The organism is Nocardia ninae NBRC 108245, assembly GCF_007990755.1.
GTDB lineage: Bacteria > Actinomycetota > Actinomycetes > Mycobacteriales > Mycobacteriaceae > Nocardia > Nocardia ninae.
The window spans coordinates 1-19,189 of the sequence record NZ_BJXA01000115.1; the positions used below are offsets into that span (position 1 = coordinate 1).

Annotated in this window: 19 protein-coding genes; 9 read left to right on the forward strand and 10 right to left on the reverse strand. The window is 67.8% G+C overall.

The features are described from left to right. Positions 1 to 550, forward strand: a 550-nt coding sequence (locus tag NN4_RS41385; RefSeq protein WP_147143034.1) for a S1C family serine protease, incomplete at its 5' end; no start/stop codon positions are given. Positions 551 to 564: 14 nt separating this feature from the next. Here the strand turns inward: NN4_RS41385 and NN4_RS41390 are convergent. Beyond that, complete coding sequence (locus NN4_RS41390; protein WP_186818882.1) at positions 565 to 1,254, reverse strand: TVP38/TMEM64 family protein; 690 nt, start codon at positions 1,252 to 1,254, stop codon at positions 565 to 567. A 181-nt stretch (positions 1,255 to 1,435) separates the two neighbouring features. Here NN4_RS41390 and NN4_RS41395 point away from each other — a divergent pair, with 181 nt between their 5' ends. From NN4_RS41395 to meaB, 3 genes are read left to right on the forward strand one after another with little or no spacing between them, the layout of a single operon-like run. Further along, positions 1,436 to 3,313 (forward strand): methylmalonyl-CoA mutase family protein, encoded by a 1,878-nt coding sequence (locus tag NN4_RS41395; RefSeq protein ID WP_147143037.1) that lies wholly within the window; start codon positions 1,436 to 1,438, stop codon positions 3,311 to 3,313. Further along, positions 3,313 to 5,607: a methylmalonyl-CoA mutase gene (scpA, locus tag NN4_RS41400; protein ID WP_147143040.1), complete on the forward strand. Its 2,295-nt coding sequence runs from the start codon at positions 3,313 to 3,315 to the stop codon at positions 5,605 to 5,607. The genes NN4_RS41395 and scpA overlap by 1 nt, the downstream gene beginning before the upstream one ends. Continuing rightward, positions 5,604 to 6,749, forward strand: a complete 1,146-nt coding sequence (gene meaB / locus NN4_RS41405; protein ID WP_281289465.1) for a methylmalonyl Co-A mutase-associated GTPase MeaB — start codon at positions 5,604 to 5,606, stop codon at positions 6,747 to 6,749. The genes scpA and meaB overlap by 4 nt, the downstream gene beginning before the upstream one ends. A gap of 6 nt (positions 6,750 to 6,755) precedes the next feature. On the opposite strand, the gene NN4_RS41410 is transcribed toward meaB, so the two are convergent. Together NN4_RS41410 and NN4_RS41415 are read right to left on the reverse strand one after the other, a co-directional pair. Continuing rightward, the gene (locus tag NN4_RS41410; protein WP_222595264.1) at positions 6,756 to 7,163 is read right to left on the reverse strand and encodes a type II toxin-antitoxin system VapC family toxin; all 408 of its coding nucleotides are present in this window, start codon (positions 7,161 to 7,163) and stop codon (positions 6,756 to 6,758) included. Positions 7,164 to 7,197: 34 nt separating this feature from the next. After that, the gene (locus tag NN4_RS41415; protein ID WP_234390941.1) at positions 7,198 to 7,521 is read right to left on the reverse strand and encodes a type II toxin-antitoxin system Phd/YefM family antitoxin; all 324 of its coding nucleotides are present in this window, start codon (positions 7,519 to 7,521) and stop codon (positions 7,198 to 7,200) included. A 310-nt stretch (positions 7,522 to 7,831) separates the two neighbouring features. Between NN4_RS41415 and NN4_RS41420 the strand changes: the two genes are divergently transcribed. Together NN4_RS41420 and NN4_RS41425 are read left to right on the forward strand one after the other, a co-directional pair. Then, entirely contained in the window at positions 7,832 to 8,506 is a 675-nt protein-coding gene (locus NN4_RS41420; RefSeq protein ID WP_147143043.1) for an L-2-amino-thiazoline-4-carboxylic acid hydrolase, read from the forward strand. Positions 8,507 to 8,756: 250 nt separating this feature from the next. Continuing rightward, positions 8,757 to 9,221, forward strand: a complete 465-nt coding sequence (locus NN4_RS41425; RefSeq protein WP_147143045.1) for a hypothetical protein — start codon at positions 8,757 to 8,759, stop codon at positions 9,219 to 9,221. Between the two features lie 130 nt (positions 9,222 to 9,351). Here NN4_RS41425 and NN4_RS41430 read toward each other — a convergent pair whose 3' ends face one another. Beyond that, complete coding sequence (locus NN4_RS41430) at positions 9,352 to 9,846, reverse strand: MarR family winged helix-turn-helix transcriptional regulator (RefSeq protein WP_147143048.1); 495 nt, start codon at positions 9,844 to 9,846, stop codon at positions 9,352 to 9,354. Positions 9,847 to 9,968: 122 nt separating this feature from the next. Here NN4_RS41430 and NN4_RS41435 point away from each other — a divergent pair, with 122 nt between their 5' ends. Next, the gene (locus NN4_RS41435; RefSeq protein ID WP_147143051.1) at positions 9,969 to 10,610 is read left to right on the forward strand and encodes an NAD(P)-dependent oxidoreductase; all 642 of its coding nucleotides are present in this window, start codon (positions 9,969 to 9,971) and stop codon (positions 10,608 to 10,610) included. 154 nt (positions 10,611 to 10,764) lie between these two features. Further along, positions 10,765 to 11,358: a hypothetical protein gene (locus NN4_RS41440; RefSeq protein WP_147143056.1), complete on the forward strand. Its 594-nt coding sequence runs from the start codon at positions 10,765 to 10,767 to the stop codon at positions 11,356 to 11,358. 3 nt (positions 11,359 to 11,361) lie between these two features. On the opposite strand, the gene NN4_RS41445 is transcribed toward NN4_RS41440, so the two are convergent. From NN4_RS41445 to NN4_RS41460, 4 genes are all read right to left on the reverse strand, one after another. Further along, complete coding sequence (locus NN4_RS41445; RefSeq protein ID WP_246181385.1) at positions 11,362 to 12,249, reverse strand: amidohydrolase family protein; 888 nt, start codon at positions 12,247 to 12,249, stop codon at positions 11,362 to 11,364. Between the two features lie 11 nt (positions 12,250 to 12,260). Continuing rightward, the gene (locus NN4_RS41450) at positions 12,261 to 13,295 is read right to left on the reverse strand and encodes a nucleoside hydrolase (protein WP_147143084.1); all 1,035 of its coding nucleotides are present in this window, start codon (positions 13,293 to 13,295) and stop codon (positions 12,261 to 12,263) included. 398 nt (positions 13,296 to 13,693) lie between these two features. Continuing rightward, the gene (locus tag NN4_RS41455) at positions 13,694 to 15,250 is read right to left on the reverse strand and encodes an MFS transporter (protein ID WP_246181386.1); all 1,557 of its coding nucleotides are present in this window, start codon (positions 15,248 to 15,250) and stop codon (positions 13,694 to 13,696) included. 142 nt (positions 15,251 to 15,392) lie between these two features. Beyond that, the gene (locus NN4_RS41460; protein WP_147143065.1) at positions 15,393 to 16,739 is read right to left on the reverse strand and encodes a CoA transferase; all 1,347 of its coding nucleotides are present in this window, start codon (positions 16,737 to 16,739) and stop codon (positions 15,393 to 15,395) included. Positions 16,740 to 16,779: 40 nt separating this feature from the next. Between NN4_RS41460 and NN4_RS41465 the strand changes: the two genes are divergently transcribed. Next, on the forward strand, positions 16,780 to 17,553 hold the full coding sequence (locus NN4_RS41465) for a thioesterase II family protein (RefSeq protein WP_147143067.1): 774 nt from the start codon (positions 16,780 to 16,782) through the stop codon (positions 17,551 to 17,553). 35 nt (positions 17,554 to 17,588) lie between these two features. On the opposite strand, the gene NN4_RS41470 is transcribed toward NN4_RS41465, so the two are convergent. Continuing rightward, a complete protein-coding gene (locus tag NN4_RS41470; RefSeq protein ID WP_147143070.1) occupies positions 17,589 to 17,978 on the reverse strand; it encodes a DUF2784 domain-containing protein in 390 nt (129 codons plus the stop codon). Between the two features lie 36 nt (positions 17,979 to 18,014). Next, positions 18,015 to 19,189 (reverse strand): SDR family NAD(P)-dependent oxidoreductase (locus NN4_RS41475; protein WP_147143073.1); only part of this gene is annotated, 1,175 nt, incomplete at its 5' end.

A 19,189-nucleotide genomic window follows, 5' to 3' on the forward strand; every position in this document is an offset into this window, starting at 1 on the left:
GGGGGTGGTGAGCGCGCTGGGCCGCGCCGTCCCGGTGGCCTCGCGCCGCGCCGGACGGGTCATCGAGGACGTGATCCAAACCGACGCGGCGCTCAATCCGGGCAATTCCGGTGGCGCGCTGTCGGATTCCGCGGGCCGGGTGGTCGGCATCAATACCGCCGTCGCGGGAATCGGTCTGGGCCTGGCAATTCCGATCAACGCGACCACTCGGCGCATTATCGATACTCTGCACGCCGACGGTCGAGTGCGCCGCGCTTACCTCGGTCTGGTGGGCATGCCCGCACCGCTACCCGCCGCCGTCGCGGCCCGCACCGGGCAGAGCGCCGGTGTCCGCATCATGGAGGTGGTCCGCGGCGGTCCGGCCGAGCAGGCGGGCCTGCGCCGCGGCGATCTGGTCCTCAGCGTCGGGCGCGCCGAAGTCCGTGACGCACAGGGCATTCAACGCCAGCTCTTCGCCGAGGCGATCGGTGTCAAACTGCCGGTCACCGTGCTGCGCAACGGTGCCATGGTCGACGTGGTCGCCGTCCCGATCGAGTTGACCGTCGACTGAACCGACCGGGCGGGCTACTTGGCGGCTGCGGCTGGTGTGGGTTCCTCGGCCGGTACGACACTCTCGCCGCTGTTCCAGCGCGCGTCGACGACCAACCCGAGCACGCCGATGGCGATCAGCGCACCGGAGAACACGATCAGGGCCGGGTGGGTGTTGCCGGTGAGGGCATCGCCGAGGATCACGGTGCCGACGGTGCCGGGCAGCACACCGAGCAGCGTGGCAACCATGTACGGCCAGAAGCGGATCGAGGACAGTCCGCAGCAGTAGTTGAGCACCGAGAACGGCACGAAGGCGATCAGGCGCAGCGAGCCGACCGCGAGCCAGCCACGCCGCCGCAGCCGATCGTCGACGGAGCGCACGGCCGGGTGGGTGAGCCGCGAGGCGACCTGTTCGCGGTCCAGCGCGCGCACGAGCAGGACGGCGAGCGCGGCACTGACCGTGGTCGCGCCGACGGCCAGCGCGATCCCGAGCACCGGACCGAAGAGCAACCCGGCGCTCACCGTGAACACCGTGCGCGGGATCGGCGCGACGGTCACCAGCGCGTGCACGACGAAGAACACCAACGGAAAAATCGGCCCGACCGAGCCCGCCCAGTCCTGGATCTGCTGTGGACTCGGCAGCGGGACCAGCAGCGCGGCGACGAACAACGCGGCGATGCCGACGATCGTCGCGAGCACGCGCGGGTCACGGATCAGCCTGGTCACCGGGGCCAGGTTACCGGGTGGTAGTGGTACTGGGGGACAACGTGTCGTAGCGGTCCCGCTAGCATCAGAAGAAACGGGACGAATGCTCGTTAACCAAAGTAGTCGCTGAACTGGGCGAATGCGGCGGTTTCGGCACACACCACGGGTGCGCCTGCAGTCGAGTGGAAGAGGAAAGCAAGCTATGCCGATTGCTTCAGAGCCCGGGCCGGATGTGGCGCCCACGGGCGCGGATCCGGTTCCGCAGTTCGCCGCGTGGCGCAAGGGCGTGGCCGGAGTACTGGCCAAGGTCCGGCGGGTCGAGATCGCCGACCTGCCCGCGGAACCAGAGCATCTGCTCGCGGAAACCACCTACGACGGGCTGACCATCGCCCCGCTGTACACGCGCAAGGACGAGCTGCCTGAGCAGCCACTGCCCGGTACTTATCCGTTCGTCCGGGGCGGCGACGCGACCCGCGACGTCCACCGCGGCTGGTACGTCAGCGCGCATTTCGGCGGCGACGATGCGGCTGCGGTCAATCGGGAGATCCTGGCCGGTCTGGGCAGCGGGATCAGCGCCGTCTGGCTCGGCGTCGGCGATCGCGGGGTACCGGCCGCCGAGCTGCCCACCGCGCTGTCCGGGCTGTTGTTCGACCTCGCGCCGGTCACCCTCGACGCGGGCACCGCCACTGTCGAGGCGGCGGCGCAGCTGTACACCGCGCTCGACAGCTATGAAACGGCTTCCCGCAAGGACATTCACGTCTCGCTCGGTGCGGCGCCGCTCACCAGCCGGTTCGCCGGAACCGCCGACATCGAGCTCGCGGAGACGGTCACGTTGGCGGGGGCGGCGGTAGCGCGCGCCGAGACGGTGCGCGCGATCACCGTGGACGGCACCGTCTTCCACAATGCGGGCGCCTCCGACGCCCAGGAGCTCGGCGCCGCCGTCGCCGCCGGCCTGGCCTACCTGCGCGCGCTCACCGAGGGCCTGGATATCGCGGATGCGCTGGAGCAGCTGAGCTTCCGCTTCGCCGCCACCGACGATCAATTCGCCACGATCGCCAAATTCCGGGCCGCACGCCAACTCTGGGCCCGAGTCGCGCACGTGTGCGGCGCACCGGATTTCGGTGGCGCGCCGCAGCACGCGGTGACCTCCGCGGCCATGATGACCCAGCGCGACCCGTGGGTGAACCTGCTGCGCACCACCCTCGCGGCGTTCGGCGCCGGGGTCGGCGGGGCGGACACGGTGACCGTGCTGCCGTTCGATGCCGCGCTGCCCGCCGGTGAGCTCGGCGTCTCGAAGTCTTTCGCGGACCGGATGGCTCGCAACACCCAGCTGCTGCTGCTCGAGGAGTCGCACCTGGGCTTCGTGCAGGATCCCGGTGCGGGCTCCTGGTATGTCGAGGACCTGACCGGCGCGCTCGCCGCGAAGGCGTGGGAGTTCATGCAGGAGATCGAGGCCGCGGGCGGCTATCTCGCCGCGCTGGACAGTGGGCTCATCGCCGAGCGCATCGCCGCCACCAAGGCGGCCAGGGATACTGATGTGGCGCACCGGAAGACGTCGGTCACCGGGGTGAACGAATTCCCGAACCTGGCCGAACCGCCGCTGTCCGAGGCGGCGCGCCAGGCCGATCAGGTGGCCCGCTACGGCGCCACGTTCGAGGCGCTGCGCAACCGGTCCGACGCCTATCTGGCGGCGCACGGTGCGCGGCCGAAAGCGCTGCTCGTGCCGCTGGGTTCGGTCGCCGAGCACAACGTCCGAGTGACCTTCATCGCGAATCTGCTCGCCTCCGGTGGTATCGAGTCCGTCAATCCCGGACCATTGACGGTGGACGGCATCGCCGCGGCGGCAACCGAAGCCGGTGCGCCGATCGCGGTGCTGTGTGGTTCGGACAAGCGCTACGGCGCGGAAGCCGGTGCGGCGGTGCAGCAGTTGCGTGCCGCGGGCGTGGAAACGGTGTTGCTGGCGGGTGCCGCGAAGGCGATCGCCGAGGTGGATGACGCGCAGCGTCCGGACGGATTCCTCGCGGCGAAGATCGATGCGGTTGCCGCGCTGTCCGGCCTGTTGGAGAAGGTGGGAGCCTGATGACTACTCGTGAGATCAAGCACCTGATCGGCAATTTCGCTGAGGTGCCGCTGACCGAACGGGCGCCCGAGCCCGCCGCGGTAGACGCCGTGCAGGTCGAGGCTTTCGTCCGCGAGGCGGCCGCGGCCAACCACTACGCGCCCGAGCAGCTGAAGTGGTCGACACCCGAAGGCATCGACGTGCCACCGGTGTTCACCAAGGCCGACCGGGATGCCGTTGCGGCCGAGGGATATCCGCTCGACAGCGTGCCCGGCGTCGCCCCGTTCGTGCGTGGCCCGTACCCGACGATGTACGTCAACCAGCCGTGGACCATCCGGCAGTACGCGGGCTTCTCCACCGCCGCGGACTCGAATGCCTTCTACCGCCGCAACCTTCAGGCCGGGCAGAAAGGTCTCTCGGTCGCCTTCGACCTCGCCACGCACCGCGGCTACGACTCCGATCACCCGCGCGTACAGGGTGACGTCGGCATGGCCGGTGTGGCCATCGACTCCATCCTCGACATGCGCCAGCTGTTCGACCACATCCCGCTGGACCAGGTCAGCGTGTCGATGACGATGAACGGCGCGGTGCTGCCGATCCTCGCGCTGTATGTCGTTGCGGCAGAAGAGCAGGGCGTCGCGCCGGAGCAGCTGGCCGGAACCATTCAGAACGACATTCTGAAGGAGTTCATGGTCCGCAACACCTACATCTACCCGCCGAAGCCCTCGATGCGGATCATCTCCGACATCTTCGCCTACACCAGCGCCAAGATGCCGAAGTTCAACTCGATCTCCATCTCCGGCTACCACATTCAGGAAGCGGGCGCGACCGCCGACCTGGAACTGGCCTACACCCTCGCCGACGGTGTCGAGTACATTCGGGCCGGTATCGACGCGGGCATGGAGGTGGACAAGTTCGCGCCGCGGCTGTCGTTCTTCTGGGCCATCGGCATGAACTTCTTCATGGAGGTCGCCAAGCTGCGCGCCGGGCGGCTGCTGTGGAGCGAGCTGGTCGCGAAGTTCGAGCCGAAGAGCTCGAAATCGCTGTCGCTGCGCACACATTCGCAGACCTCCGGCTGGTCGTTGACCGCGCAGGACGCCTACAACAACGTCGCACGCACCTGCATCGAGGCGATGGCGGCGACCCAGGGGCACACCCAGTCGCTGCACACGAACGCACTGGACGAGGCGCTCGCGCTGCCGACGGACTTCTCCGCCCGCATCGCCCGCAACACCCAGCTGCTCATCCAGCAGGAGTCCAACACCACCCGGCCGGTCGACCCGTGGGGCGGTTCGTACTACGTCGAGTGGCTGACCCATCAGCTGGCCAACCGGGCCCGCGCCCACATCGCCGAGGTGGAAGCGCACGGCGGCATGGCGCAGGCGATCGGTGAGGGCATCCCGAAGCTGCGCATCGAGGAGGCCGCCGCGCGCACCCAGGCGCGGATCGACACCGGGCAGCAGCCGGTGATCGGCGTCAACAAGTACCAGGCCGAAGAGGACCAGCAGGTCGAGGTGCTCAAGGTCGAGAACTCCCGGGTGCGCGCCGAGCAGATCGAGAAGCTTCGGCAGCTGCGCGCCGATCGGGACGCCGGCGCGGTCGAACGCGCACTGGCCGAATTGACCCGTGCCGCAGCCTCTTCCGCGGGCGGCATGGAGAATAACCTGCTCGCCCTCGCCATCGATGCCGCCCGCGCCAAGGCCACTGTCGGCGAGATCTCCGACGCGCTGGAGAAGGTATACGGCAGGCACCAGGCCGAGATCCGTACGCTCTCCGGTGTGTACCGCGACGAGGCCGGGAAGGTCAGCAACATCACCAAGGCGAGCGATCTGGTCGAGGCCTTCGCCGAGGCGGAAGGTCGTCGCCCGCGCATCCTCGTCGCGAAGATGGGGCAGGACGGGCACGACCGGGGCCAGAAGGTGATCGCCACCGCCTTTGCCGACCTCGGCTTCGACGTCGATGTGGGCCCGCTGTTCCAGACGCCGGAAGAGGTGGCGCAGCAGGCCGCCGACAACGACGTGCACGTTGTCGGTGTGTCCTCGCTCGCGGCGGGCCACCTCACGCTGGTGCCCGCCCTGCGGCAGGCGCTGGCCGAGGCGGGGCGACCCGACATCATGGTCATCGTCGGCGGCGTCATCCCGCCCGGTGACTTCGACGCGCTCTACGAGGCCGGTGCCGCGGCGATCTTCCCGCCGGGCACCGTCATCGCCGACGCGGCGATCGATCTGCTGAAGAAGCTCGCCACCGAGCTCGGCCACCCGGAGTTGTCTCCCGAAAGCGGCAGCGGCGCCGAGGATTCCGCCGCGACCGAATGAGCGAGCGCGATCCCGCGGTTACCTCGGTCGACGGCGGCCTTCGGCCGGACGCGTCCGGTGCGGGTCAGGGGCCGGCATCGGGTGGGTCGGCCGCTCGCGAGCCGGGCTCGCGGGCGGAGAGTGCTGAGTCCGTTCGACGCGGTCGGGCGATCGACATCGACGCGATGGCCGAGGCGGTGCGGGCGGGGGAGCGGGCCGCCCTGGCGCGGGCGATCACGCTGGTGGAGTCGACGCGCGCCGATCACCGGGATCAAGCGCAGCAGTTGTTGCTGAAGTTGACGCCGGACAAGCACAGTTCCGAGACGGCGGTGGTGTCGAATCGTGTTGGCATCACCGGTGTTCCGGGAGTCGGCAAGTCGACGTTTATCGATGCGCTCGGGATGGATCTGATCGGCAAGGGGCATCGGGTCGCGGTGCTCGCGGTCGATCCGTCGTCCACCCGGACCGGTGGTTCGATCCTGGGTGACAAGACGCGGATGGCGCGACTGTCGGTGGAGCGCAACGCCTATATCCGGCCGTCGCCGACCGCGGGCACCCTCGGCGGGGTGGCCAAGGCGACCCGGGAGACCATCGTGTTACTCGAGGCCGCCGGGTACGACGTGATTCTGGTGGAGACGGTCGGGGTCGGTCAGTCCGAGGTGACGGTCGCCAATATGGTCGACGTCTTCTGTTTTCTGACGTTGGCCCGCACGGGTGATCAGTTGCAGGGCATCAAGAAAGGCGTGCTGGAGCTGGCCGATCTGGTCGCGGTCAACAAGGCCGATGGCAAGCACGAGATGGAAGCCAAGTCCGCTGCCCGCGAACTCGCCGGCGCGCTCCGGCTGATCCACCCGCACGACGCGCTGTGGCGTCCGCCGGTGCTCACCATGAGCGGCCTGGAGGGTATCGGGCTGGACAAGTTCTGGGACACCGTTCTCGAACATCGCCGGGTCCTCACCGACGCAGGCGAATTCGACGAGAAGCGCCGCCGTCAGCAGATCGACTGGACGTGGACCATGGTGCACGATCAGCTGCTGCGTCGCCTCGCCGACAATCCCGCGGTGAAAGCCATTCGCGCACAGGTGGAAAAGCAGGTCCGCGACGGAACCCTCACCGCCGCACTGGCCGCCGAAGAACTGCTGCGCGCCTTCGACAGCCGCTGACCCACCTCACCCGAACGGGTTGATCACGGCCGCTCCCGTCTCCTCGAAGTGCTTCACATTGCGGGTGACCACGGCTAGGCCGTGCGTCAGTGCGGTGGCCGCGATGAGCCCGTCCGCCATGTCGATCGAGTGAATGCTGATGCGGGCCCATACCCGGACTATCTCGGTGGTGACGGGCAGGATCCGATCGCCATGCCGGGTTTCGATATCGGCGATCGCCTGCTCGAAGACCTGCGCCCGCGCTGTCCCGCCCCGGTGGCGCAGCAACGCGACGCCGCGGCGCAGCTCACCGACCGTGACGACGCTGAGCCACTGGTCGGCCAGGCGGGCCTTGCTCAACCAGTCGAGAACCGCAGGTGCGGGCTTCGGGCGCATGATTTCGGACAGCACGTTGGTGTCGAGGAGGTAACTCACGGCTGCGCCTCGCTAGCGTTCCGCTCCCGCACGACTACCCGGCCGCATCGTCGAACAGGTCGACGTCGCGCGGCATGCTGTGCTGTCGCGCGCTCTCGACTTCGTCGAGTACATCGGCTACGTCGTCGCCGAGACCCGAGAACGTCACCAGGAGATGGTCGACGAAGCTGATGTCCGGTCGGGTCAGCTTGCGGTACTCGTTGATATCGAGGACTACCGCCACCGCGTCACCGTGGCGGGTGATGGTCTGCGGCCCGTCCGATTCCGCCGCGCGCAATACCTCGGAGAATCGTTGCTTGGCCTCCTGAACTTGCCATTGCACCGTCTCTGCCTCCTGGTCTAGCTGAAGTGTCCCCATCTGGACAGTCTAGACAGACCGGATCGGGTATGTCGACCCTTGGGATGCGTCCGTCGGGGGTCTGCTGTGCGACTGCTGACCACGCGGGCCTGCCGACCGCGAAAAGGGTTCGGTACCAGGGGTATTGGACAAGAGTTGCCGCGCGTGGGATGCTGCGAATGTCTCGCAGCCGCGGGACTATCCAAGAATATCGTCAGCGCCAGGTAGGTCGGTGGAGCGCGTTGGCGTGCTCGTCGGTGACGGGCACGGCCGACCCCCGCCTTGTGGTTGTGCTGTGTTCGAGACCGGCGATGTCTCGAAAGGACGCAGTATGCACACCGACCCCTTCGACCTTGCCGACAACGAATACGTGCCCGATGCGGCACGCGATTCGGCAGCCGTCGTCGAAGCGTTTTTCGACCACCTCGCAGCGGGTTTGCCCGATGCGGACCTGCCCGAGGGCCTGTTCGCCGATATGCGCCGGGAACTCGCGGAGTTGGCAGCCGCCGACGCGGACCGATGTGTGGACGAGCCCGCGCGCTACAACCTGCGGATGACCCTGGCCTTGGTGGTCGCCTACCGGACCTTGCATCCTCGGCTGGGCCGCGACGCCACCATTGCCGCGCTGCGCGGTGCGTTCGTCGAACCGCTCGGGGACGCCGTTCAGGAAGCGACCCGGTCGATGCTCGACTCGGCCGACGACCCGTTCGCCGCCATGGTCGCGGTGTCGAAGTCGCGCGAGGAACACGCCTTCGGCGCCGGATTCACCTTCGAGCGACCTGCGGACGACAGCCAGCGGTATCACGTGGATGTCGTCCAGTGCTTCTATCACGATGTGCTGGTTGCACATTCGGCGTCCGAGCTGACGCCGGTGATGTGTGAGTTCGACGCGAACTGGATCCGCGCCATCGACCCGGCGAAGCACGGATTCCGGTTCGACCGCGCCACCACCATCGGATTCGGTGGCACGCACTGCCCGTTCCATTGGGAGCGCACCGAACGCTGATCGGTCGCCGGACGGCGGAGGTGGTGGTCTGTTCGCTGCCTCCGTCGTCCGCAGCGGTCGCTCTACCTGCACAGTCATCAACTGGAATGCATATTTGCTGACCGTCTACTAGTTGTCGAGCGGCATTGACGAGTAGTAACGTGGAAGGTTCCTCAGCTGGCGACGACGCGGCAACGAGGACTCGCCGGCCGACGTGATGCGGGGGGATCGGGGGGGATCGTCCCCTTCGCGGGCAGGGAGGTGCCTGGCGATGTCCGATGATGCGATCGATCGCACGCCCGAACCCGAAATGGGTCGGCCGCAATGGGTTTCGGGGCCGGAGCCGCCTCCGCCTCAGCGTGAACCGTTCACTCCGGAGCCGGTTCTGGTGACCGTCGGCGATATCGGATGCACGGCGACCCGGGTGATGACACCGTCCGGGCAGCGTCCGTTGGCGGGCACCGTCTGGATTGTCACCAATCAGACCACCGTCGACTGCCGCATCCCTTCGTACGCGATCGTGCTCGCGGTGCTGCTCATGATTTTCTGTCTGCTCGGCCTGGTGTTCCTGGCTGTCAAGGAGGAGAAGATCCAGGGATTCGTCCAGGTGAGCGTGCAAGGATCGGATTTCTACTACGCGACCCAGGTCAAGATCACCGACCGCGCCCAGGTCTTCGACACCGAACAGCGCGTCAACTACATCCGAGGATTGGTCGCCGCGTTGCCTGCCGCTTGACCTGCCGCCGATTGCCGGGAAAGTCAGCCGGGAGTCGCGCGCGGGTGGTCGGGCGCCGATTGCGACGAAGGTCGGCCCGACGTTCACGTGCGGCGGAATCGCCTGTGCTCCACCGCGGCCCGTGCGCCAATCAGAGTGTGTCGCCCAGTGATTCGAGCAGCACGCGCAACGTATCTGCCAGGGCAGCGCGCTGCTTCGGGGTGAGCGGGCCGAGGATGCGCTCCTCGGTGGCGACGTGATCGGGTAGCGCTTCATCGATGACGTCGTGCCCCGCGTCGGTGAGGAAGACGCGGACACCACGGCCGTCGGACTCGCTGGGGGTTCGCCGCACCAGCCCGCGCTCCTCGAGCCGATCGAGTCGCTGTGTGATGGCACCGGAGGTCACCATGGCCGAGTGCATCAGCTCGGTGGGTGTCAGCGAGTGCGGGGGATCGCTGCGCCGCAGGGTGGCGAGCACGTCGAAAGATGCCGCGTCGAGCCCGTGCGCGACGAAGGTCTTGCGCAGCTCGACGCCGGTCAGCTGCGTCAGCCTGGACAGCCGCCCGAGCACGGCCATCGGGGATACGTCCAGGTCGGGCCGCTGTTCCCGCCATTGCGCGAGCACCTGGTCGACGTGATCGGTCACCACCGCACTCTAGCGAATACCTCAGCGCTGAGGTATCTCGATGCGGGAATTACTCAGCGCTAAGCTAAGTTACTTAGTGCTAAGCAATCGCAACGGGCTCGGGTCCGACAGGAGGACGAATCATGCGCATCACGGTATTCGGCGCGACAGGTGACGTAGGCAGTCGAGTGGTGACCGAGGCCTTGGCCCGCGGCCACGAGGTACTCGCCGTCATCCGCGACCCAGCCCGCGCCGCCGCCGTACCCGCCGCCGCCGAGGTCCGCATCGGTAACGCCGCCGACCTGGATGACGTCGTATCCCTCAGTCTCGGACAAGATCTCGTTATCACCGCCACCCGCCCACCGGCAGGCCGAGAACACGAGCTCCCTGAAATCACCGCCGTACTACTGAAAGCCCTGGCCCACACCGAAGTCCGCCTACTCCTTGTCGGCGGTGCATCAACCCTGCTCGTCCCCGGCGCCAACGGAGCCACCCTCCATGAAACCCCCGACTTCCCAGCAGAATTGCGCCCCATCGCCCAAGCCTGCGCCGACCAACTCGCCTTGTGCCGAGCCGAAACCACCACAGACTGGACCTATCTGAGCCCACCCGCCGACCTACGCCCCGGCCCCCGCACCGGCACCTACCGCACTGGCACGAACGAACTCCTCACCCATCCCAACGGTGAATCAACCATCTCCATGGAGGATTTCGCCGTCGCCCTGCTGGACGAAGCCGAAAACCCCACCCACCGGCGCACCCGATTCACCGTCGCCGCAACCTAGAACATTGCAACAGATTTGCTATCGGACGATACACACATCGGCCGGTACCGCAACCATGGGTGACATGCGTGAGAAGCGGATCGCACGACCGGCGTTTGCGTTCCTGTTGATGTCAGCGGCGGTGGGGTGCTCGCCGGTAGAGGGACCACCGATCGTGCCAAGTACAGCGCCGTCCGCCACCTCATATCTCAACTCGAGCAGCGTCATCGATCGCAACAATCCGGCAGCGGTCGCAGGGGCGGCTACCGATATCTTTTTCGGCCAGGTTGTCGAGTCGATCGGCTCGACCGAACGGCGCGGACAGTTGGAGTCGCAGTTCACGATCGAGGTCAGTGAGCGGTTGAAGGGCAAGGCTGCGGGCAGGGTCACCGTCAATCAGCGGGGTGGCCTCAAAGACAGGACTGTTGTCGTCGAATTGGGGGACGAACTGCTCGTACTGGGCCAGTCGTATCTGATCGCGGCGCGCTTCAGCAACGAAGAGGACTGGTACACGTTGATTCCGGTGGCTGGAGATATCCCCGTCACGGGCAACGGCTCTCCGCGTGCCGAGGTGAACCGGCCACCCGAGAATCGGAATGAGGTGCGCGATCGGATGAAGGATGCGATCGCGCGCGAAATCCCGTTCATCCCATCGGGCGCAACCGGCACAACTTCGTCGAACACCCCTGTGCCATCGAAGACTTCGGCCCCGCCGAGCGCGCCGCCGCAGACGCGGCCTACGGGCAGTACGCCGCGTCCGACTTCCTGATCTCTACTCGATACCGAACAGGTCGGCGGCGTTCTGGTAGCAGACTCGGCGTAGCCAGTCGTCGCCGAGGTCGAGGCGGACCAGGGCGTCGACGGCGTGGTCGTAGGTGTAGGGGATGTTGGGGAAGTCGCTGCCGAAGAGGATTCGGTCGCCGAAAGCGAGCAGCCGGGTGCGTTCATGGGTGGGGAAGGGGTCGGCCTCTTCGAAGAAGTCGGTGAAGGTCATGGTGGTGTCGAAGCGGAGGTCTGGATATTCGTCGGCCAAGTCGAGGAATTCGGTGTACTCGGGGGCGCCCATGTGCGCGACGATCAAAGGTAGGCGCGGGAAACGGCGTAGGAGCGCGGCGATGGGTTTCGGACCCGTGAATTCGCCTGCCACCGGCCCGGACCCGCAGTGGATCACCACCGGAATGCTCGCATCCTGGATCAGCGCCCAGACGGGGTCGAGCAGTGGGTCGCGGGGATCGAAGCGGCCGACCTGGATGTGCACCTTGAAGACCTGGGCGCCGCGTCGGATCGCTTCCGCCACATAGGTTTCGGCGCTCGGCTCGGGATAGAAGGTCGCGGTGTGCAGGCAGTCGGGGGTGCGCTCGGCGAACTCGGCGGTCCACTCGTTCAGCCAGGCCGCCATCTCGGGCTTGTGTGGGTAGACCAGGGCGCTGAAGGCGCGAACACCGAAGCCGCGCAACGTCTTCAACCGGACTTGCTCGTCGGCTCGGTAGGCGATCGGCCATGCGCGGGCGGTGAGTGGACCGGCCGAGTCGAAGTAGGCCCACACCTTCCGCATCACCGGTTCCGGCATGAAATGTGTGTGCACGTCGATGATTCCGGGCAAGCCGAGCCGGTGACGGAAGTCGGCGAGGTAGGGGTTGTCGTCTTGCTCGCCGGTCACGGCTTCTCCTGTCATTCGGGCGCGCCCGCCTCGTGTGGGTACAGCGCCCGCGCGAAGTCGCCGATCCGGCTGATCAGCCGGTCGAAGAACAGCTCCTGATCGGTGCCGATCACGATGTCCGCGTTGGGTTCCCGACCCCACATGCCCGCCCAGTCGGCCACCGTGGTCGCGCGGGTCAAGGTCCCCGCGAGCTCGACGTCGACCGTCGCAGGCCGGGTGACGGCGAGGCCGGGATCCAGCGCGACCGCCGCCGCGAACGGATCATGCATGTGCGCGAGGTAACCCAGGTCGTAGAGCCGATGGAAGTCGAAGTAGAACCGCACCGCGTCGGTGACATGCCGGACGATCGGATTGCTCGCCACCGATCGCGCGTCGGGTAGATCGGCCTCCGAAACCGCTTCCACGGGAAGGCTGCCCGCCCGCTCGGCGAGCAACGCCAGATGCTTCGGCCGCATCTCGATGGTCTCGGTGATATCGAGCGCGCAGACGATCGGCCTGCGGTCCGCCGGCGCGGCGGAGAAGGCGTCGAAAACCTCTTTGGCCGCCTCCGGATCGACGTGCACGTTCCATTCGTTGGTGGGGGTCGTGTTGCCGGGATGGTTGAACGCACCGCCCATGATCACGAGTCGGCGCAGCAGAGTCGGCAACGCGGGCTCCAGCCGGACGGCCAACGCCAGATTGGTCAGCGGCCCGGTACACAGTCCGACGATCTCCCCGGGGTGCGCACGCACCAGATCGACCCACATCTGGGCGGCGGAACGCGACGAAAGCACCCGGTCCGACGCAGGCAACTCGGCATAACCGACACCCTGCGGACCATGCGTGTCCTCGGTGGTGCGCAGCGGAATCGCCAACGGCTCGATGGCGCCGAGCGCTACCTCGATCTCGGGCGCGCGGCACACATCCAGCCAGGCGAGATTGTTCGCCGCCACCTGCGGCGCGGGCACGTTCCCCGCGGTCGAGGCGATCCCGGCAATCTCGGCTTCGGGCGAGGCAAGCAGGTAGAGCAGGGCAAGGGAATCGTCGACCCCGGTATCCACATCCATGATGATCTTCTGCCGCACCCCACGAGACTAACGCTGCCGCTCTGCCCCGCCCGTCCCGGCGGGCTGGACTCCCGTTCACCGCCTTGGTCGCCGCTACGAGCCGACCGCGGCACCCCGCGATGAGCGCAATGTGGCAGTGCCGCGCGACAAGCCCATTGCGCCAAACACCGTTCGACGAGCCGAACGTGGGAACGCCGCGCGACGAGCGCAACGCGGCAGTGCCCCGCGACTTGCCCATTGCGCTAACGCCGTGCGACGAGCCGAATGTGGCAGCGCTCCCCGAGAGCCGGTTGCGGCCAGCGCTCTGTGAGAGGCGGATGTGGCAGCGCTCTGTGAGAGCCGATTACGGCAGCGCCCCGCGAGAGCCGACTGCAGCAATGTCCAGTCCCGCACCCGGATCAGTGCAGCTCCTCACCGACCCCCGTGGGCAAATGTCGCAACCGCACCACCGCGATCACCGAAATAACAGCCGCCGCAACCGCAGTGATCCACGCGGTAACCTGCATGCCGTGCAGGAACGCCTCCCGCGCCGCAAGCAACACCGCTTCCCCGAGCTGCCCGGGCAACTCAGCACTCGTCTGCACCGCCGCACCCAAGGTGTCGCGCACCGATCGACCGGCCTCGGCGGGCAATCCCGCAGGCAACGTGTCGGCCAGATCACCGCGATACAACGCGATACTGATGCTGCCAAGAATCGAAATACCCAGCGCACCACCGAGTTCCGCACCCGTCTCGGAGACGCCCGCGGCGGCGCCCGCCTGCTCCGGCGGCGCGGCACCGACGATGAGCTCGGTGGTGATGCCGTACACCGGCGCGAGACCGAGCGAGATGACCACCGAGGCGGCGACGGTGAGCGCGACGCCACCGGTGAGCCCGACCCGCGTCATCATCAGCAACCCGACGGCCGTGATCGCCATGCCGACGCCGATCACATACGCGGGCCGAACCACCCGGATGATGAGCGGCGACATCTGCGAGCCGACGATGAACCCGATACCCGAGGGCGCGAGTGCCACACCGGTGGCCAGCGGCGAAAGCCCGAGCACCAGCTGGAAATACTGGGCGACGAACAAGAAGTAGCCGAAGGCGACGAAGATGCCGACGATATTGATCAGCAAGGCGAGCCGGAACGCACCGATTCGGAACAGTCGCAGATCGAGCATCGGATCGGGCCTGGTCAGCTGGCGGCGCACGAACAGCACGCCGACGATCGTGCCGACCGCCAATGTCAGCAGCGCGGCGAAACCGAGCCCGTCCTGCGCGATCTTCTTCATGCCGAACACCAGCGCGATCATGGTGGCCATGCTGAGCAGCGCGCTGACCGGATCGAGCTTGCCCGCCTCGGGATCGCGGAACTCCGGCAGCACCTTCGGCCCGATCACCAGCAGCAACGCCATCACCGGCACGGCGAGCAGGAATACCGAACCCCACCAGAACTGTTCCAGCAGCACCCCGCCGAACAGCGGACCGACGGCGCCACCCGCGGAGAACGCGCCGACCCACACGCCGACGGCGACCGAGCGCTGCTTGCTGTCACGGAACATGTTGAAGATCAACGACAGGGTCGACGGCGCGAGCGTCGCACCCGCGATGCCCAGCAGCGCGCGGCAGACGATCAGCAGCTCCGCGGTGGGGGCGAACGCCGCGATCACCGACACCACCGCGAACGCTGCCGCGCCGGCCAGGAGTATGCGGCGCCGTCCGATCCGATCACCGAGGGTGCCCATGGTGATCAGCAACCCGGCCACCATGAACCCGTACACGTCGATGATCCACAGCAGCTGCGCGCTGGTCGGATGCAGATCCGCGCTGAGCATCGGCACGGCGAGGTGGAGCACCGTGAGGTCCATCGCGTAGACGAAGCAGGCGAGCGCGAGCACCGCGAGCCCGACCCACTCCCGCCGTCCGGCGCGCGGCTGCACCGTGTCCGAGGTCCGGTCGAGCGTGCTGTCCACGGGACGGTTTCCTTCCGCGGAGTCCATGAGGGTCATGCCGGTTCAGACGAACACGGCACGTCTATCTCATCGGTCACCGGTAAGAAACCGCAAACGATTTTCGGTTCGCGCACCCGGACCGTGCGCGGCACGGGAGCAGCGACTAATGGGTTTTCAACGGCCAGGCCGGCCGATCCGCACCGTAGGCGGGGGCCGGCCAGTTATACGCGGGGTACTCGGCAATGGCGGGCGTGGCGGTGATGACCTCCCCGTGCGACACCACCTCGGTGGGATCGGGCAGCGCCGCCGGTGGATGACGTGGCGTGCGGTCCGGCGCGGCAAGCAGCCAGGAAGCCGTGCGCGCCAATGAAACTCGCACATCGCGCCCGATGCCGTCCGCGGCGCGGGCGGCCAGCGCATCGATCACGCCCGCGGCGAGCAGATACCCGGAGGCGTGGTCGAGCGCCTGCGCGGGCAGCGCACTCGGCACGGCGGGCGCACCCTCGGCGATCGATATCCCCGACGCGGCCTGCACGATGCTGTCGAACCCGCGCCGCCCACCCCACGGCCCGACCTCACCCCAGGCACTCACCCGGCCGTGCACCAGACCGGGCCGCATGGCGGCGATGAGTCCCGCGCGTTCCAGCGAACCGGGCCGGTATCCGGTAACGAGCACATCGGCAGAGGCGAGCAGGTCCCTGATCAACGGCAGTTGCGTCCACAGATCCACCAGCGTGGAGCGCTTGCCCTGGCAGGTGTCGGCGTACTGCCAGGGAATCTCGGGCAGCTGCGGCGGATCGACGCGCAGCACGTCCGCGCCGAGCAACGCCAACGTCCGCGTCGCGACCGGTCCGGCGATCACCCGGGTCAGGTCGAGCACCCGGAGTCCGCGCAACGGCTGGAAGGGCGCGGCCCCGATCGGCAATCCGGGTTCGCCGCGGTCGGCGCGCGATTCGATCGCCACCACGGGCCCGGTGGCGGCGGCCCAGCCCTCGGCGCTGCCCAGCCACTCCTGTTCGGTGCGTACGCGGACCGCGATCGCCCCGTGCGCGGCCGCATGGTCCTCGATGTCGGCCGCGCGGCTCATCGCCATGTGCGCCACGGCGAGATCGAAGGGGGCATCGGTGGGCAGGCCGAGCGCGGTGAGCAAGCGAGCACGGTGGTGCGGGTAGTTGGCGTGGGTGCGCACCCATCCGTCGAAGGTAGGGAAGAATCCGGAGAGGTCGCCGAACAGAGTTGCGGGACGACCGTTGATCAGTAATAAGCGTTCGCTGCAGAAGGCGGCGGTGATACGCGCGGGGTCGATGCGATGTGCGACCGGATCGAGTCCGCGGACAACGCGGATCCGGTTCGCCGCGGCGATGAGCGCGGCGACCGACCCGGCAGCCAGCGACCAGACCGGCAGTGTCGCAGCCAGATTGCTGCCAGGCTCGGGCGACGGCGTAATGACAGAGGGGGTGACACCGATTCCGGCTTCGTAGTCGTGGACCAGCCGTGTGTGCGCGTTCACGCGAAAGAGCGTAATAGTTCCGTCTGAGAAGGAGATTTACGTGGGCCGAACAATCGAGTCCGGTGAGTGGCTGCGGATCCTGCGATCCGAGGCGACTCCCCGCCACCACCTGCTGTGTTTCCCGCCGGGCGGCGGTCCCGCGACCGCGTATCGGGAGTTGGCGCAGCACTTCGGGGCGGGCATCGCCGTTGCCGCGGTGCAGTATCCGGGTCGGCAGGACCGGCTCGGCGAGGCGCCGATCACCGAACTCGCGGAGCTCGCCGACCGGATTGCTGAAGAAGTGCTGCGGCTCGGAATCATCGACCGGCTCGCGTTATTCGGCCACAGCATGGGGGCCAGCGTCGCGTTCGAAACCGCGCGACGGCTGGAGCGCAGGGGTCAGCCGGTGACGATACTGTTCGCATCCGGCCGTCCCGCACCGAGTTTCGTGGAGACGCAGCGCGTGCACCTGGGTTCCGACGCGGAACTGATCGGCGAGCTGGAGCGGCTGGCCGCCGATCCGGCGCCGATCCAAATGCTGCGGGACGAACCGAGTCTCGCGGAATTGGTGCTGCCCGCGGTGCGCGGCGACTACCAGGCCGTCGAGACGTACCGGTACACCCCGGGCGACCCGCTGACCGCCGATATCGCCGCCCTCGTCAGCACCGAGGACCCCACGATGACGCCCGAGCAGGCCGACGAGTGGCGCGACTTCACCACCGGAACCTTCGACCGCGCAACGTTTTCCGGCGGGCACTTCTATCTGGACGAACGCCCCGCCGAGGTGGCCGAGGTGGTCGCGGAACATCTCGCGCGCGACCGTACGCGCGCATGAAAACTATTCCGGCCCAGTCTGTTTCACACGTGTAACTAGTGGGATGCCTGCAGGCGGGTGGCCGACCCGGCTGCCCGCCGCCGCAGCCATCCGTACCCCACCCAGGACACCGCGACACACACCGCGACGAGCACCCGCACGGTCGCGAGCGCACTGTCCGGATAGATCACCCCGGTGAGGTAGTGATCGATGAACCCGCTCGACGGCAGACCGGCCTCGCCTGCCTTGTGTCGCGCCCAATTCTCCGCATGGGTGAGCGGGCAGTCGAGCCCGAACAAGATCGTGCTGAACCCCCACCCGAACGCGATCAGGTGCAGGAAGATACTGCGCGGCCAGCGCCACGCGAGGAACCCGCCGACGACCACATACGCCACGAACACGAAATGCGCCGCGGCGGTGACATCGGCCAGCAACCGGTACAACACCTCACCAGCCTAGCCATCGACCGGCGATCCGCGGGCTCACCAGGGCGAGGGCCGGTAATCCTTCAGGAAGCAGCCGTACAGGTCGGTGCCGTTCTCGCCCTGGACAATCGGGTCGTAGACGCGCGCGGCGCCGTCGACGAGGTCGAGGGGCGCGTGGAAGCCCTCCTCGGCGAGCCGGACCTTCGTGTAGTGCGGCCGCTCGTCGGTGATCCACCCGGTGTCGACGGCGGTCATCAGAATGCCGTCCGCTTCGAGCATCTCGCCGGCGCTGGTGCGGGTCAGCATGTTCAGCGCGGCCTTGGCCATGTTCGTGTGCGGGTGGCCCGGTCCCTTGTAGGCGCGGGCGAACTGGCCTTCCATCGCCGACACGTTGACGATGTACTTGCGCCGCGCGGCGGACGCGGCCATGGCCGGGCGCAACCGGGAGACCAGGATGAACGGCGCGACCGAATTGCACAGCTGCACTTCGAGAAGTTCGGTCGGGTCCACCTCGGCGACGGTCTGCACCCAGCTGTTGGTGTGCGCCAGATCCGGCACCAGGCCACCGGCATCGATCGCCACCCCACGCGAAATGCGTTCGGGCGTGGCCGATCCCGCGACCAGCGCGAGCTCGGCGACATCGGCGGCGGACAGTGTCGGGGTGAGCGACGCGGTGAGCGCGGTGGGATGCGCCTGCATCGTCTTGCCGAACGTCACCACGTCGGGCAGCGCGCCCGCGGGCAGCGGACCGGACTCGGCGTCGACCAGCGCGCTGTAGGCGCCGGGGGAGCGGCGCACGGTCTGGGCGGCATTGTTGATCAGGATGTCGAGCGGGCCCTGCGCCGCGACATCGTCGGCGAGGGCGACCACCTGGGCCGGATCGCGCAGGTCGATGCCGACCACGCGCAGCCGGTGCAGCCAGTCCGCGCTGTCGTCCATCGCGGCGAAGCGGCGGATGGCGTCGTTCGGGAAGCGGGTCGTGATGGTGGTGTGCGCGCCGTCGCGCAGCAGCCGCAGCGCGATGTACATGCCGATCTTGGCGCGGCCGCCGGTGAGCAGCGCGCGGCGACCGGTCAGATCGGTACGGGCGTCCCGCTTGGTGTGGCTGCTCGCCGCGCACTCGGGGCACAGCTGGTGATAGAACGCGTCGACTTGCGTGTACGACTGCTTGCAGATGTAGCAGGGCCGCGCACGGAGCAGCGTGCCCGCGCTCGCGCCGCGGGCGTTGGAGG

Excerpts from the sequence above, each read along its gene's own strand:
- NN4_RS41450 (WP_147143084.1), bottom strand. The coding sequence starts at position 13,295 with ATGGATGTGGATACCGGGGTCGACGATTCCCTTGCCCTGCTCTACCTG.
- NN4_RS41415 (WP_234390941.1), bottom strand. The coding sequence starts at position 7,521 with ATGGGGACACTTCAGCTAGACCAGGAGGCAGAGACGGTGCAATGGCAA.
- NN4_RS41425 (WP_147143045.1), top strand. The coding sequence starts at position 8,757 with ATGTCCGATGATGCGATCGATCGCACGCCCGAACCCGAAATGGGTCGG.
- NN4_RS41395 (WP_147143037.1), top strand. The coding sequence starts at position 1,436 with ATGCCGATTGCTTCAGAGCCCGGGCCGGATGTGGCGCCCACGGGCGCG.
- scpA (WP_147143040.1), top strand. The coding sequence starts at position 3,313 with ATGACTACTCGTGAGATCAAGCACCTGATCGGCAATTTCGCTGAGGTG.
- NN4_RS41435 (WP_147143051.1), top strand. The coding sequence starts at position 9,969 with ATGCGCATCACGGTATTCGGCGCGACAGGTGACGTAGGCAGTCGAGTG.
- meaB (WP_281289465.1), top strand. The coding sequence starts at position 5,604 with ATGAGCGAGCGCGATCCCGCGGTTACCTCGGTCGACGGCGGCCTTCGG.
- NN4_RS41420 (WP_147143043.1), top strand. The coding sequence starts at position 7,832 with ATGCACACCGACCCCTTCGACCTTGCCGACAACGAATACGTGCCCGAT.